This is a genomic window from Brevundimonas sp., from assembly GCF_036676055.1.
Lineage (GTDB): Bacteria > Pseudomonadota > Alphaproteobacteria > Caulobacterales > Caulobacteraceae > Brevundimonas.
In genome coordinates this window covers 40,266-52,920 of record NZ_JAKFDS010000055.1, presented here as the reverse complement: position 1 = coordinate 52,920, position 12,655 = coordinate 40,266, and the positions used below count along the sequence as shown (strand labels likewise).

Here is a 12,655-nt window from a genome sequence, read left to right as displayed (position 1 = left end):
GTTCAGAACACGGAGATGTACGATGGCGAGCGAGAGCGGCTGGAACATGCCCACGGGCGAACTCATGAAGGGCAAGAAGGGCCTGATCATGGGGGTCGCCAACAGCAACTCCATCGCCTGGGGCATCGCCTCGCAGCTGGCGGCCCAGGGCGCCGAACTGGCCTTCACCTACCTCGGCGAGGGCCTTGAGCGCCGCGTCCGTCCGCTGGCCGAGAGCGTCGGCGCCAAACTGCTGATCCAGGCCGACGTCACCGACGACGCATCCATGGACGCCGCCTTCGCCGAGCTGGAGAAAGAGTTCGGGACGATCGACTTCGTGGTCCACTCGGTGGCCTTCGCCAACAAGGACGAGCTCAAGGGCAGCTTCGTCGACAACACCAGCCGCGACAGCTTCCTGTTGGCCATGAACATCTCGGCCTTCAGCTTCGTCGACGTGGCCAAACGCGCCTCCAGGATCATGCCCAACGGCGGTTCGCTGGTGACCATGACCTATCTCGGCTCGGAGCGGGCCATCCCCAACTACAACACCATGGGCGTGGCCAAGGCGGCGCTGGAGGCGGCGACCCGCTACATCGCCCGCGACCTCGGACCCAAGGGCATCCGCTGCAACGCCATCTCGGCCGGGGCCATGCGCACCCTGTCGCTGGCCGGCATCTCGGGCGGCCGCGGCATGATCGCCCAGGGCCGGGCCATGTCTGCGATGAAGGAGGACACCTCGATGGAGGGCGTCGCCGGCTGCGCCCTGTGGCTGTGCTCCGACCTCGGCCTGTCGACCACCGGCGAGGTCATCCACGTCGACGCCGGCTTCCATATGATGGGCCTGCCGGACGGCGAGGAGGGCTGAGGCCCTCGGCTACCGCCCCAGCGCCGCCCTTTGCAGGGCGAACAGTTCGGCGCAGCCGCCCTCGGCCAGCTGGAAGAGGCGGTCGAACTCGGCGCGGGTGAAACCGCGCTTCTCGCCCGTGGCCTGGATCTCGACGATGGTCCCCGAGCCGGTCAGGACGAAGTTGGAATCGGCCTCGGCGGTGGAATCCTCCTCATAGTCGAGGTCCAGCACCGGCTGGTCGCTGCACACGCCGCACGACACCGCCGCGACCTGATCGAGGATGGGGTCGGCCTTCAGCACCCCCTCGGCGCGCAGATAGTCGAAGGCCGAGGCCATGGCGACCCAGGCTCCGGTGATGGCCGCCGTGCGTGTGCCGCCGTCGGCCTGGACCACGTCGCAATCCAGCACCACCTGCCGCTCGCCCAGCGCCTTGAGGTCCACAACCGCCCTCAGCGAACGGCCGATCAGCCGCTGGATCTCCTGCGTCCGGCCCGTCTGCTTGCCCGAGGCGGCCTCGCGCCGGCCCCGGGTGTGGGTGGCGCGGGGCAGCATGCCGTATTCCGCCGTGACCCAACCCTGCCCCTTGCCGCGCATCCAGCCGGGCACATTCTCCTCGACCGAGGCGGTGACCAGCACCCTGGTGTGGCCGAAGGTGACGAGGCAGGAGCCCTCGGCGTAGCGGTTGACGCCGGTCTCCAGCGTCACGGCGCGAAGCTGTTCGGGCGCGCGTTCGGAGGGGCGGGCGGCGGTCATGATCGATTTCCTTGGACGGGACGGCGGGGCTGCTTATCCTGAAACCGTGAGCCTGTATTCCCCCCTGTCCGCGCCTTCCGCCATCCGGCTGCGCCCGGCCTCGGTCGAGGACGCCGATCTGCTGGCCGGCTGGGACCGCCAGCCACACGTCATCGCTTGTTCGACCGACGACCCCGGGGCTGACATCGCCTTCGGCGGCATCCCCTGGCGCGAGGAGCTGGCCGATCAGTCCGACGTCAGCTTCTACCGCATCGCCGAGGTGGAGGGCCGACCCATAGGCGTGATGCAGGTGATCGATCCGCACCGCGAGCCGACGCACTACTGGGGCGACATAGAGCCCAACCTGCGGGCGCTCGACATCTGGATCGGCCCGCCAGACGCCCTCGGCCACGGCTACGGCACGCAGATGATGACCATGGCCATCGACGACTGCTTCGCCGACCCGGCGGTGACCGCCATCGTAATCGACCCCCTGGCCTCTAACGAGGAGGCGCATCGCTTCTATCAACGGCTCGGCTTCGAGCCGGTCGGCCGGCGGCTGTTCGACGAGGACGACTGCCTCGTCCACCGCCTGCCGCGGGCACGATGGGAGGCGCGTCAGCGATGAAACCGCCCCTGCTGACCTCGACCGCGCTGGAGACCGGCAGCCTGACCGGGCTGGACCAGCGCGCCCGCGACATCTTCCGCCGCATCGTCGAGACCTATCTGGAGACCGGCGAGCCGGTCGGATCGCGGACCCTGTCCCTGACCGGCGTGGCCCTGTCGCCCGCCTCGATCCGCAACACCATGCAGGACCTGACGCTGGCGGGGCTGCTGGGCTCGCCGCACACCTCGGCCGGCCGCATCCCGACCCACGCCGGCCTGCGTCTGTTCGTCGACGGCCTGCTGGAGATCGGCGACATCGGGGCGGAGGAGCGGCGCGAGATCGACGCCCGCCTCGCCGGCCGCGGCCGCAGTTTCGAGGAGGCGCTGAACGAGGCCTCGTCCCTGCTCTCCGGTCTGGCCGGCGGGGCCAGCATCGTCGCCAGCCCGGTGCGCGAGGCCGGGGTCAAACACGTGGAGTTCGTGGCGCTGGGCCACGACCAGGCCCTGGCGGTTCTGGTCGGCGACGACGGCTCGGTCGAGAACCGGCTGATGCCGCTCAAGGCCGGGGTCACGCCCTCAACCCTGCAGGAGGCGTCCAACTTCCTCAACGCCCGGCTCAAGGGCCGTCCGCTGCACGAGGCGCGCACCGAGATGCGCACCGAGCTGGACGCGGCACGGCGCGAGCTGAACGAGACCGCCGCCCGCCTCGTCGAGGACGGCCTCGCCGCCTGGTCGGGCGGGGCCGAACGCGAACGGGCCCTGATCGTGCGCGGTCGGGCCAATCTGCTGCACGACCGCGAGACGGCCGAGGACCTCGAGCGGGTCCGCATCCTGTTCGACGACCTCGAGCAGAAGGAACAGCTGATCGGCCTGCTGGACGGGGTCTCCACGGCCCAGGGGGTGCGTATCTTCATCGGCGCGGAAACACGGTTGTTTTCGCTTTCGGGTTCCGCCGTGATCGCGGCGCCCTATATGACGGGCCGGCAGCGGGTGCTGGGCGCCATCGGCGTGATCGGCCCCGCAAGACTGAACTACGCCCGTGTCATACCGTTGGTGGACTATACCGCCCGGGTGCTGGGCCGGATTCTGGACGGACAAGAGACTTGAGCGACATTCACGACGACACCCCGACCTCCGAGGAACTGGCCGCCGACATCGGCGAGACCAGCTACGAAGGCGAGCCCGATGACGGTCTCGGGCCCATCGACGCCCTGATCGCCGAGCGCGACCAGTGGAAGGACCGCGCCCTGCGCGCCGTGGCCGAAGCCGAGAATACGAAGAAGCGGGCCGAAGCCTCGAACAACGACGCCCGTGCTTACGCGATCCAGAAATTCGCCCGCGACCTGCTGGGCGTGGCCGACAATCTGGAGCGGGCGCTGCAGGCGGCTCCGAAGAACGCCGACGCCGGCGAGGCCGGCCTGGTCACCGGTCTGGAGCTGACCCAGAAGTCGCTTCTGCAGGCCTTCGAGGCCAATAATCTGAAGCGCGTCGCCCCCGAGCCGGGCGAGGCCTTCGACCCCCACCTGCATCAGGCCATGATGGAACAGCCGTCCGACACCGTTCAGGGCGGCCAGGTGATCCAGACCCTGCAGGCCGGCTACGCCCTGTTCGGCCGCACCGTGCGCCCGGCCATGGTCGTGGTCGCCGCCAAGGGCTCCGGCGCCGCGGCGGGCAATGCGGCCTATGCGAAGGCGATGGACTCCGACGGCGGCAATTTCGACGGGACGGCCTAGGCCTTCAGCCGCGCCTCAAACAGCGCCAGCAACTTGGCCCACCCGTCCGCCGCGTCCGCCGCCCGGTAGCTGTCGCGGTAGTCGGCGTGGAAGCCGTGCGGCGCGGCCGGATAGACGTCGATGCCGCTGCCGGTCTGGCCGGCGCGCTGCAGGGCGCTGCGCATGGCCTCGACGGTGTCCAGCGGAATGCCCCGGTCAGCCTCGCCGTACAGCCCCAGCACCGGCGCCTTGAGGTCGCCCGCCAGATCGACCGGCCACGGCCGGCCCGCCTCCACCTGTTCCGGCGTCGCGGTGGCGGCCGGGGCCAGCCGCCCGTACCAGGCCACGCCCGCGTCGATCGCCGCGAACCGGGCCGCGGCCTGCCACACCACCTTGCCGCCCCAGCAAAAGCCGGTGATCCCGACCTTGTCCGCATTGGCCCATAGCTGCTGGCTGGCCCAGTCGAGGGTGGCGGCGATGTCGCCCATCACCTGCTCATAGCCGGCCGCCGCGACGATCTGCTGGACGCGCTGCATGTCCGACAGCGGGGCAGGATCCTCGACCCGGACGAAGAAGGCCGGGGCGATCGCGGCGTAGCCCGCCCTCGCCAGCCGGCGGCAGACGTCGCGGATGTATTCGTGGACGCCGAAGATCTCGGATACGACCACCACCACCGGAAAGGGACCGTCGCCCTCGGGCCGGGCCACATAGGCCGGCAGGTCGAAGCCGTCGGGCGCCGGATAGCTGACGTTCGCCGTCTCCAGTCCGTCGGTCGGGGTCGTCACCGGGCTGGCCTGGGCGGCGAGGGCCGCGGGCGCATAGCCGGCGAAGAACAGGCCGCCCAAGCCGCCTGTAGCCAGGGCGCGGCGGCTGAAACGGAAGTCGTCGGCTTCGGGACCTTCGGGTCGGATCAGATCGGGCATGGGGACCTCCGGCTCGGGAAAGCGGGACAGTGGCGCGGCTTCCCGGAGGCGTCGAGTCACGATTGCCGTGAGGCCGGACCGGCCCTGCGCAGCGTCAGGTTGATCCGCCCCCCGCCGGGGATCAGCCCCGACGACCCCGTCAGGATGCGGTCGATTCCGTGCCGCGCCAGCCGGGCGGGGCCGGTCAGGGCGCAGACGTCGCCGGAAGTCAGCCGCACCGACCGCGTCGGGCCGCCGTCCGCCGCCCCGAACCGGAACACCGCCGTATCGCCCAGCGACACCGACAGCACCGGCGCCGACCGGTCCGCCTCGTCGAGGTCCTGATGCAGCCCCATCCGCGCCCCGTCGCGATACAGGTTGACCAGACAGGCGTCCGGCGGCTCCGGCCAGCCGGTCAGTTCGCGCCACAGGTCCGTCAGCGCGGCCGGCATGGGCGGCCACGGCGCGCCCGTGACCGGGTGGGTCGGCTGGTAGCGGTAGCCGCCCCGGTCGGAGACCCAGCCCAGCGGCCCGAGGTTGCTCATCTCGACCGAGAACGGCCGGCCGGTCCGGGTCGTCGGCCGGTGGAAGGGCGCGGCCTCGATCGCGGCCAGCACCTGATCCAGCAACGCGGCCTGCTCGCCCGGCGACAGGGCCCCCGGCCACAGGCGGAAGCCCTCCAGCCCCGTCTCGATCTCGCGCCGGGCCAAGACTCAGCGGGTCAGATAATAGTCGGCGATGCGGCAGACGTTGATGTTTTCACGCAGGAGGGTCTGGCCGCCGGCCAGTTCGGCCCGCAGGTCGTAGAGGCAGCCGCCGGCCCCGCCGTCGATCAGCACAGCCACGCTGGCGCCGCTCGCCACCGGGGTTCCGCCCAGCAGGTCGGCGCCGAAGGTTCCGGTCCGCACATCGGCGGCCTGCAGCTTCTGAAGCGCTACGCCGGTCTGGTTATGGACCCTGACGCGGCGGTTCTGGCCGTCCGCCGACTGGCCTCCCGGCGCCGGCGCGGCGCTGACCAGTCCCGCCACGCCGAGCGAGGCGGCGATCAGGACGGCCGTGAACGTTCTCCGGGCGAGCATGGGCCCCTCCTCCTGACCGGCCGGGGTCGGCGGGTCGTTAACGCCATTATATGCCGTTGCGCGCTTCGTGACACATCTGACGGAGACTGACGCTGAATCGCGATCAGGCCTTGCGGGCGGGGGGGTGTTTCCCATATCGGCGACAACCCGCCGTAAAACCCCGCAGTCCGTGGGGCTATGCGCCGGAACCGTACATATCGACCCAGGACCCGACACCGGGGGCGGTCACGCGCGGCGCTTCGCTTTAAAAGGCCGCCGCACCGCCCGCTGAAATGGAGTGAAAGACCAGACTATGGCCAAGATCATCGGCATCGACCTCGGCACCACCAACTCGTGCGTGGCCGTCATGGACGGCAAGAATCCCAAGGTCATCGAGAACGCGGAGGGCAACCGCACGACTCCGTCGGTGGTCGCCATCCAGGACAACGGCGAAGTGCTGGTCGGCCAGCCCGCCAAGCGTCAGGCCGTGACCAACCCCACCAACACCTTTTTCGCCATCAAGCGCCTGATCGGCCGCGCCTTCACCGACCCCGTGGTCGCGAAGGACAAGGACATGGTGCCCTATGAGATCGTCAAGGGCCCGACCGGCGACGCCTGGGTGAAGGCCCACGGCAAGGACTATTCGCCCCAGCAGGTCTCGGCCTACACCCTGGGCAAGATGAAGGAGGCCGCCGAGGCCTATCTCGGCGAGACCGTCACCCAGGCCGTCATCACCGTCCCCGCCTATTTCAACGACGCCCAGCGTCAGGCCACCAAGGACGCCGGCAAGATCGCCGGCCTCGAGGTGCTGCGCATCATCAACGAGCCGACCGCGGCCGCCCTGGCCTATGGCCTCGACAAGAACGACGGCCAGAAGATCGCCGTCTATGACCTCGGCGGCGGCACCTTCGACGTCTCGATCCTCGAGATCGGCGACGGCGTGTTCGAGGTGAAGTCGACCAATGGCGACACCTTCCTCGGCGGCGAGGACTTCGACCTGCGTCTGGTCGACTACCTGGCCGACGAGTTCAAGAAGGAGCAGGGGGTCGACCTGCGCTCCGACAAACTGGCCCTGCAGCGCCTCAAGGAAGAGGCCGAAAAGGCCAAGAAGGAGCTCAGCTCCACGACCCAGTACGAGGTCAATCTGCCGTTCATCACCATGAACGCCTCGGGTCCGCTGCACCTGAACATCAAACTGTCGCGCGCCAAGCTGGAAGCCCTCGTCGAGGACCTGGTCCAGCGCACCATCGAGCCGTGCCAGAAGGCCCTCAAGGACGCGGGCCTCAAGGCCTCCGACATCGATGAAGTGGTGCTGGTCGGCGGCATGACCCGCATGCCCAAGGTCCAGGAGGCCGTGAAGGCCTTCTTCGGCAAGGAGCCGCACAAGGGCGTCAACCCCGATGAAGTCGTGGCCCTGGGCGCCGCGGTCCAGGCCGGCGTGCTGCAGGGCGACGTCAAGGACGTGCTGCTGCTGGACGTGACCCCGCTGACCCTCGGCATCGAGACCCTCGGCGGCGTCTTCACCCCGCTGATCGAGCGCAACACCACCATCCCGACCAAGAAGAGCCAGACCTTCTCGACCGCTGACGACAACCAGTCGGCCGTGACCATCCGGGTCTTCCAGGGCGAGCGTCCGATGGCGGCCGACAACAAGATTCTCGGCCAGTTTGACCTGATGGGCATTCCGCCGGCCCCGCGTGGCATGCCGCAGATCGAGGTCGCCTTCGACATCGACGCCAACGGCATCGTCCACGTCACCGCCAAGGACAAGGCCACCAACAAGGAACAGTCGATCCGCATCCAGGCCAACGGCGGCCTGTCGGACGCCGACATCGAGAAGATGGTCAAGGAAGCCGAGGCCAACGCCGCGGCCGACAAGACCCGCAAGGAACTGGTCGAGGCCCAGAATTCGGCCGACAGCCTGATCCACTCGACCGAAAAGGCCATGGCCGAGCACGGCGACAAGATCGACGAGGCCGGCAAGACCGCCATCGAGGCCGCCCTTGCGGACCTGAAGACGGCCAAGGACGGCACGGATCCGGAAGCCATCCGCGAGAAGACCAACACCCTGGCCCAGGCCTCGATGAAGCTGGGCGAGGCCATGTACGCGGCCTCGCAGGGAACCGACGGCGCCGCCGCCGAGGCCCCGGCTGACGACGGCGTCGTCGATGCGGAGTTCGAGGAAGTCTCCCCGGACGCCGACGCCGGCGACGAGAAGAAGAGCGCGTAAGCCATTTCCTCCCCATCGCATTGCGATGGGGAGGGGGACCGCGAAGCGGTGGAGGGGCTGTCGGCCCCGGGCTCTGTCGTTCATGGAACGGAAAGAGCCCCTCCACCACGCTTCGCGCGGTCCCCCTCCCCGTTGCTTCGCAACAGGGCGGAGACAAACTTGCATCAGTCGGCCGGGCGCCCATGTCAGCCCGGTCAGCCTTTCCGGTCAGCGGCCCATCAGAGGCGACGGCCGGAGCGGGCAGGGTAAGAGGACGAACGCCAGATGGCGACGCGTGACTATTACGAGATTCTGGGCGTCGAACGGACCATCGACGCCGCCGGGCTGAAATCCGCCTATCGCAAGCTGGCGATGCAGCACCACCCCGACCGCAACGGCGGGTGCGACGAGGCCATGGCCCGCTTCAAGGAGATTTCCGAGGCCTACAGCGTGCTCTCGGACGACCAGAAGCGCGCCGCCTACGACCGCTTCGGCCACGCCGGCGTCAACGGCGGCGGCAATCCCTTCGGCCAGGGCGGCGCCGGCTTCGCCGACGTCAACGACATCTTCTCCCAGGTCTTCGGCGAGGCCTTCGGCGACGTCTTCGGCGGCCGCGGCGGCGGCGGCGCCCGCCAGCACGGCCCGCGGCGCGGCTCGGACCTGCGCTACGACCTCGAGATCACCCTGGAGCAAGCCTACAAGGGCGCCGAGGTCGAGATCGCCGTCCCCACCACCGCCACCTGCGAAAGCTGCGAGGGGTCCGGGGCCAAGGCCGGCACCAAGCCGGCCACCTGCACCACCTGCCAGGGCGCCGGCCGCGTGCGGTCGGCCAACGGCTTCTTCCAGGTCGAGCGCACCTGCCCGCGCTGCGGCGGCGCCGGCCAGATGATCGCCGATCCCTGCACCGCCTGCCACGGCCACGGCCAGGTGCGGAAGAACCGCAAGCTCCAACTCAAGGTCCCCGCCGGCGTCGACGACGGCTCGCGCATCCGCCTGTCGGGCGAGGGCGACGCCGGCATGCGCGGCGGCCCCCGCGGCGACCTCTACGTCTTCCTGTCGGTCACCCCGCACGAGCTGTTCGAGCGCGACAACCTCGACCTGCTGGTCACCGTCCCGGTGCCGATGACCACCGCGGCTCTCGGCGGCGAGATCGACGCCCCCTGCCTGACCTCCGAAGCCTGTGACGGCCGCTGCAAGGCCGCGGTCACGGTGCCCGCGGGCTCCCAGACCGGCAAGACCGTCCGCATCAAGGGCAAGGGCATGCCCCACCTCAACGGCAAGAACCGCGGCGATCTGGTGGTCGAGCTGTTCGTCGAGACCCCGACCGACCTGACCGCCCGCCAGAAGGAGCTGCTGGAAGAACTGGCCGCCTCGCTGGGCGACCTGCAGACGCCGCGCAACTCGTCCTTCGCCGGCAAGGCCAAGCGCTTCTGGGCCGACATTCTCGGGGACGCCAAGGAAACGGCGCAGTGACGCCGGCCGGGGGGCGGCCGTTGGGCGCCATCTTCCACGCCGGCATCTCCGGCGCCCGCGGCCGCATGGGCCGGGCCGTCTCGGCCGTGCTCGACGCCCGCGAGGACGTGGTCGTCGCGGCCCGCTTCGATCGCGGCGAGACGCCGGACCTGTCGCTGTGCGACGTCATCATCGACTTCTCCACGCCCGACGCCTCGGTCGAACTGGCCCGCGCCTGCGCCGCCCGCGGCGGCCCCGCCCTGGTCATCGGCTCGACCGGCCTGACCCCGGACCAGGACGCCGAAATCCTCAAGGCCGCCGAGACCGTGGCCATCGTCCGCAGCGGCAATTTCTCGCTCGGCGTCAACATCCTGATCGGCCTGGTCGAGCACGCCGCCCAACGCCTCGACGCCGCCGACTGGGACATCGAGGTGCTCGAAACCCATCACCGCAGGAAGGCCGATGCCCCTTCCGGCACGGCCCTGATGCTGGGCGAGGCCGCCGCCAGCGGCCGCGGCGAGGATCTGGCCGATGTCCGCACCGCGCCCTACGACGGCATCACCGGCGCGCGTGAGCCCGGCAAGATCGGCTTCGCCTCGCTGCGCGCCGGTGGGGTCATCGGCGAGCACACCGTCCTGTTCGCCTCGGACGACGAGACCCTGACCCTCAGCCATTCGGCCATCGACCGTTCCCTGTTCGCCAAGGGCGCCGTCGCCGCCGCCGCCTGGGTCCGCGGCCGCAAGCCCGGCCTCTACGACATGCAGGACGTTCTGGGTTTCAGGCAGGCATAAGAGAACCCTCTCCCGATGGGAGAGGGCTTGAGCGCACGAGCGCGTAGCGATCGTCCTTGCGCGAAAGGGTGAGGGTCGACTGTCCGGGGCGGCTTCGCCGCTCAAACCAGCCAACCCTCATCCGGCGCTACGCGCCACCTTCTCCCATCGGGAGAAGGAAAACGGAGTCAGTGCGCGTGCCGCCTCCGGCCGTGGCCGCCCAGCACCAGAGACTTGATGAAGAAGAACACCGCGATGACGATCGCATAGCCGAGGAACAGGGCCAGCACCGTCATCCAGAAGCCGAGCGACAGCAGGTCTGGCAGGACGAACGCCCCGCCGTCCAGCATCGGCCGGATCACCCCGATCGCGATATGCACGAGGGCCGCGCCCAGCGCCGAGGCCCCGAGCCGGCTCCACCCCGTCATCAGCAGGGCCGCGATGATGGCGATCAGCAGGCCCATGACCTGGTTGACGCCGTCGAACCCGCCCTCGGCGAGGTTGAACAGGGCCGTCAGAAACGCGCCGATCGAATCGAACAGGGACTCCATAGGCCTCTCCTCCGCCTGCGGCCCAGCTTGGCCGTGAGCAGGGTTAACGCGGTTCCGGCCGAATGGCTCCGCTTAACGTCCCGTGGAGCCGAAACCGCCCGCGCCGCGCGCCGTCTCGTTCAGGGCCCGGACCTCGACCAAGGCCGCCTGCTCGTGCCGGGCGACGACCATCTGGGCGATACGTTCGCCGCGCCGGATCACGAACGGCTCCTGCCCCAGATTGGCGAGGATGACCCCGACCTCGCCGCGATAGTCGCTGTCGATGGTCCCCGGCGAATTCAGGCAGGTGATCCCGTGCTTCAGCGCCAGCCCCGAGCGCGGCCGCACCTGGGCCTCGAACCCCGGCTCCAGCGCGATCTTCAGCCCGGTCGGCACCAGCGCCCGCGCGCCCGGCGCCAGCGTCAGCGGCGCGTCGTCGGCCACCGCGGCGCGCAGATCCATCCCGGCCGAACCGGACGTCTCATAGGCCGGCAGGGGCAGGCCTTCGGCGTGCGGCAGGCGTTCGATGCGAAGGGTGGTCATGCGAAAGGGCTTTCAGGCTTTGAAGTGGTCGGCGATCCGGGCGGCCAGTTTCCTGGCCACCTCGGTCTTGGTCTGGCGCGGCCAGGCCTCCATCGAGCCGTCGCGGGTGAACAGGGTCACCGCATTGCCGTCGGAGCCGAACACCTCGTCCGAGACGTCGTTGCCGACGATCCAGTCGCAGCCCTTGCGCGACAGCTTGGCCCGGGCGTTGGCCTCCAGATCGGTGGTCTCGGCGGCGAAGCCGATCACCAGCTTCGGCCGCATCTTCCCCGGCGCGGACACCCCCGCCAGGATGTCGGGATTCTCGATCAGGGCCAGCGACGGCGGCCCGCCGGGGGCCTTCTTGATCTTGCCCGAGGCGACGCCGTCGACGCGCCAGTCGGCCACGGCGGCGCTCATCACCGCGATGTCCGCGGGCCCATCTTTCGTATTCAGCGCCGCCTGCACGGCGGCCTGCATCTCGCGCGCGGTCTCGACCCACACCCGGTCGATCCCGGCCGGCGCGGTCAGGGCCACGGGCCCAGACACGAGCGTCACCCGCGCGCCCAGCGCCGCCAGCGCCTCGGCGATCGCATAGCCCTGCTTGCCGCTGGAGCGGTTGGTCAGCCCCCGCACCGGGTCGATCGGCTCGAAGGTCGGTCCCGCCGTCACCACCGCGTGGCGTCCGGCCAGCGGCCGCTCCGGTTCCGGGGAAGCGGCCGGTTCGGCCAGCAGGTCCTCGATCGCCTCCAGGATCGCCGCCGGCTCGGCCATCCGGCCCGGGCCGAACTCGCCGCAGGCCATCTCGCCCCTGTCGGGCCCGACCACCGCCGCGCCATGGAAACCGTCGAACCCCTTGAGCCGCTCGACATTGGCCTGCACCGCCGGGTGCAGCCACATCCGCACATTCATCGCCGGGGCCAGCAGCACCCGCTTGTCGGTGGCCAGCAGGGTGGTCGAGGCGAGGTCGTCCGCCAGCCCGTTGGCCGCCTTGGCGATCAACCCCGCCGTAGCCGGCGCGACCACCACCAGATCGGCCCAGCGCGACAGCTCGATATGGCCCATGGCCGTCTCGTCCTCGGGCATGAACAGCGCCTGGCGGACCGGATGGCCGGTCAGGGCGGCCAGCGACATCGGGGTGACGAACTCGGCGCCCGCCGGCGTCAGCAGGCTCATCACCTCGGCCCCCGCCTTCTTCAGCAGGCGCACCAGCTCCAGCGCCTTGTAGGCGGCGATGCCGCCGCCGACGATCAGCAGGATCTTGCGTCCGGAAAGCGCGGCTGGGGTCATGGCCCTGATCTAGCGACCGGGCCCCGCGGCGTCGAGGGGAGGCCGA

14 protein-coding genes are annotated in these 12,655 nt (G+C 70.1%); 7 read left to right on the top strand and 7 right to left on the bottom strand.

The features are described 5' to 3' along the window. Positions 1 to 46: 46 nt before the first annotated feature. Entirely contained in the window at positions 47 to 844 is a 798-nt protein-coding gene (locus tag V6M45_RS09505) for an enoyl-ACP reductase FabI (protein WP_332655948.1), read from the top strand. Positions 845 to 853: 9 nt separating this feature from the next. Here V6M45_RS09505 and rph read toward each other — a convergent pair whose 3' ends face one another. Further along, positions 854 to 1,579, bottom strand: coding sequence for a ribonuclease PH (rph, locus tag V6M45_RS09500; RefSeq protein WP_332655828.1), 726 nt, complete (start codon positions 1,577 to 1,579; stop codon positions 854 to 856). Between rph and V6M45_RS09495 the strand changes: the two genes are divergently transcribed. Genes V6M45_RS09495 through grpE form a run of 3 tightly spaced genes read left to right on the top strand, consistent with a single transcriptional unit; the run spans position 1,578 to position 3,897 of the window. Then, positions 1,578 to 2,186: a GNAT family N-acetyltransferase gene (locus V6M45_RS09495; RefSeq protein WP_332655826.1), complete on the top strand. Its 609-nt coding sequence runs from the start codon at positions 1,578 to 1,580 to the stop codon at positions 2,184 to 2,186. The two genes, rph and V6M45_RS09495, sit on opposite strands and share 2 nt — an antisense overlap. Continuing rightward, complete coding sequence (hrcA, locus tag V6M45_RS09490) at positions 2,183 to 3,271, top strand: heat-inducible transcriptional repressor HrcA (RefSeq protein ID WP_332655824.1); 1,089 nt, start codon at positions 2,183 to 2,185, stop codon at positions 3,269 to 3,271. The genes V6M45_RS09495 and hrcA overlap by 4 nt, the downstream gene beginning before the upstream one ends. A gap of 35 nt (positions 3,272 to 3,306) precedes the next feature. Further along, positions 3,307 to 3,897, top strand: coding sequence for a nucleotide exchange factor GrpE (gene grpE / locus V6M45_RS09485; protein WP_442880575.1), 591 nt, complete (start codon positions 3,307 to 3,309; stop codon positions 3,895 to 3,897). On the opposite strand, the gene V6M45_RS09480 is transcribed toward grpE, so the two are convergent. From V6M45_RS09480 to V6M45_RS09470, 3 genes are read right to left on the bottom strand one after another with little or no spacing between them, the layout of a single operon-like run. Then, positions 3,894 to 4,799 (bottom strand): dienelactone hydrolase family protein, encoded by a 906-nt coding sequence (locus V6M45_RS09480; protein WP_332655821.1) that lies wholly within the window; start codon positions 4,797 to 4,799, stop codon positions 3,894 to 3,896. The genes grpE and V6M45_RS09480 overlap by 4 nt on opposite strands. Positions 4,800 to 4,855: 56 nt before the next feature. After that, a complete protein-coding gene (locus V6M45_RS09475; RefSeq protein WP_332655819.1) occupies positions 4,856 to 5,488 on the bottom strand; it encodes an alpha-ketoglutarate-dependent dioxygenase AlkB in 633 nt (210 codons plus the stop codon). Positions 5,489 to 5,491: 3 nt separating this feature from the next. Beyond that, complete coding sequence (locus V6M45_RS09470) at positions 5,492 to 5,857, bottom strand: hypothetical protein (protein WP_332655817.1); 366 nt, start codon at positions 5,855 to 5,857, stop codon at positions 5,492 to 5,494. A 292-nt stretch (positions 5,858 to 6,149) separates the two neighbouring features. Here V6M45_RS09470 and dnaK point away from each other — a divergent pair, with 292 nt between their 5' ends. The 3 genes from dnaK (at position 6,150) to dapB (ending at position 10,288) form a co-directional block, all read left to right on the top strand. Next, positions 6,150 to 8,066, top strand: coding sequence for a molecular chaperone DnaK (dnaK, locus tag V6M45_RS09465; RefSeq protein WP_332655815.1), 1,917 nt, complete (start codon positions 6,150 to 6,152; stop codon positions 8,064 to 8,066). Between the two features lie 264 nt (positions 8,067 to 8,330). Beyond that, positions 8,331 to 9,518 (top strand): molecular chaperone DnaJ, encoded by a 1,188-nt coding sequence (dnaJ, locus tag V6M45_RS09460; protein ID WP_332655813.1) that lies wholly within the window; start codon positions 8,331 to 8,333, stop codon positions 9,516 to 9,518. A gap of 20 nt (positions 9,519 to 9,538) precedes the next feature. After that, the gene (dapB, locus tag V6M45_RS09455; RefSeq protein ID WP_332655945.1) at positions 9,539 to 10,288 is read left to right on the top strand and encodes a 4-hydroxy-tetrahydrodipicolinate reductase; all 750 of its coding nucleotides are present in this window, start codon (positions 9,539 to 9,541) and stop codon (positions 10,286 to 10,288) included. 167 nt (positions 10,289 to 10,455) lie between these two features. On the opposite strand, the gene V6M45_RS09450 is transcribed toward dapB, so the two are convergent. The 3 genes from V6M45_RS09450 to coaBC all read right to left on the bottom strand — a co-directional run bounded on the left by V6M45_RS09450 (position 10,456) and on the right by coaBC (position 12,609). Continuing rightward, on the bottom strand, positions 10,456 to 10,818 hold the full coding sequence (locus tag V6M45_RS09450; RefSeq protein WP_332655811.1) for a hypothetical protein: 363 nt from the start codon (positions 10,816 to 10,818) through the stop codon (positions 10,456 to 10,458). Positions 10,819 to 10,890: 72 nt separating this feature from the next. After that, entirely contained in the window at positions 10,891 to 11,340 is a 450-nt protein-coding gene (dut, locus tag V6M45_RS09445) for a dUTP diphosphatase (protein WP_332655809.1), read from the bottom strand. Between the two features lie 12 nt (positions 11,341 to 11,352). After that, positions 11,353 to 12,609, bottom strand: coding sequence for a bifunctional phosphopantothenoylcysteine decarboxylase/phosphopantothenate--cysteine ligase CoaBC (gene coaBC, locus V6M45_RS09440; RefSeq protein WP_332655807.1), 1,257 nt, complete (start codon positions 12,607 to 12,609; stop codon positions 11,353 to 11,355). Positions 12,610 to 12,655 lie beyond the last annotated feature (46 nt).

Coding starts and splice junctions, on each gene's coding strand:
- hrcA (WP_332655824.1), top strand. CDS start 2,183: ATGAAACCGCCCCTGCTGACCTCGACCGCGCTGGAGACCGGCAGCCTG.
- V6M45_RS09505 (WP_332655948.1), top strand. CDS start 47: ATGCCCACGGGCGAACTCATGAAGGGCAAGAAGGGCCTGATCATGGGG.
- dnaJ (WP_332655813.1), top strand. CDS start 8,331: ATGGCGACGCGTGACTATTACGAGATTCTGGGCGTCGAACGGACCATC.
- V6M45_RS09480 (WP_332655821.1), bottom strand. CDS start 4,799: ATGCCCGATCTGATCCGACCCGAAGGTCCCGAAGCCGACGACTTCCGT.
- V6M45_RS09495 (WP_332655826.1), top strand. CDS start 1,578: ATGATCGATTTCCTTGGACGGGACGGCGGGGCTGCTTATCCTGAAACC.
- dnaK (WP_332655815.1), top strand. CDS start 6,150: ATGGCCAAGATCATCGGCATCGACCTCGGCACCACCAACTCGTGCGTG.
- V6M45_RS09450 (WP_332655811.1), bottom strand. CDS start 10,818: ATGGAGTCCCTGTTCGATTCGATCGGCGCGTTTCTGACGGCCCTGTTC.
- dut (WP_332655809.1), bottom strand. CDS start 11,340: ATGACCACCCTTCGCATCGAACGCCTGCCGCACGCCGAAGGCCTGCCC.
- V6M45_RS09470 (WP_332655817.1), bottom strand. CDS start 5,857: ATGCTCGCCCGGAGAACGTTCACGGCCGTCCTGATCGCCGCCTCGCTC.
- rph (WP_332655828.1), bottom strand. CDS start 1,579: ATGACCGCCGCCCGCCCCTCCGAACGCGCGCCCGAACAGCTTCGCGCC.
- coaBC (WP_332655807.1), bottom strand. CDS start 12,609: ATGACCCCAGCCGCGCTTTCCGGACGCAAGATCCTGCTGATCGTCGGC.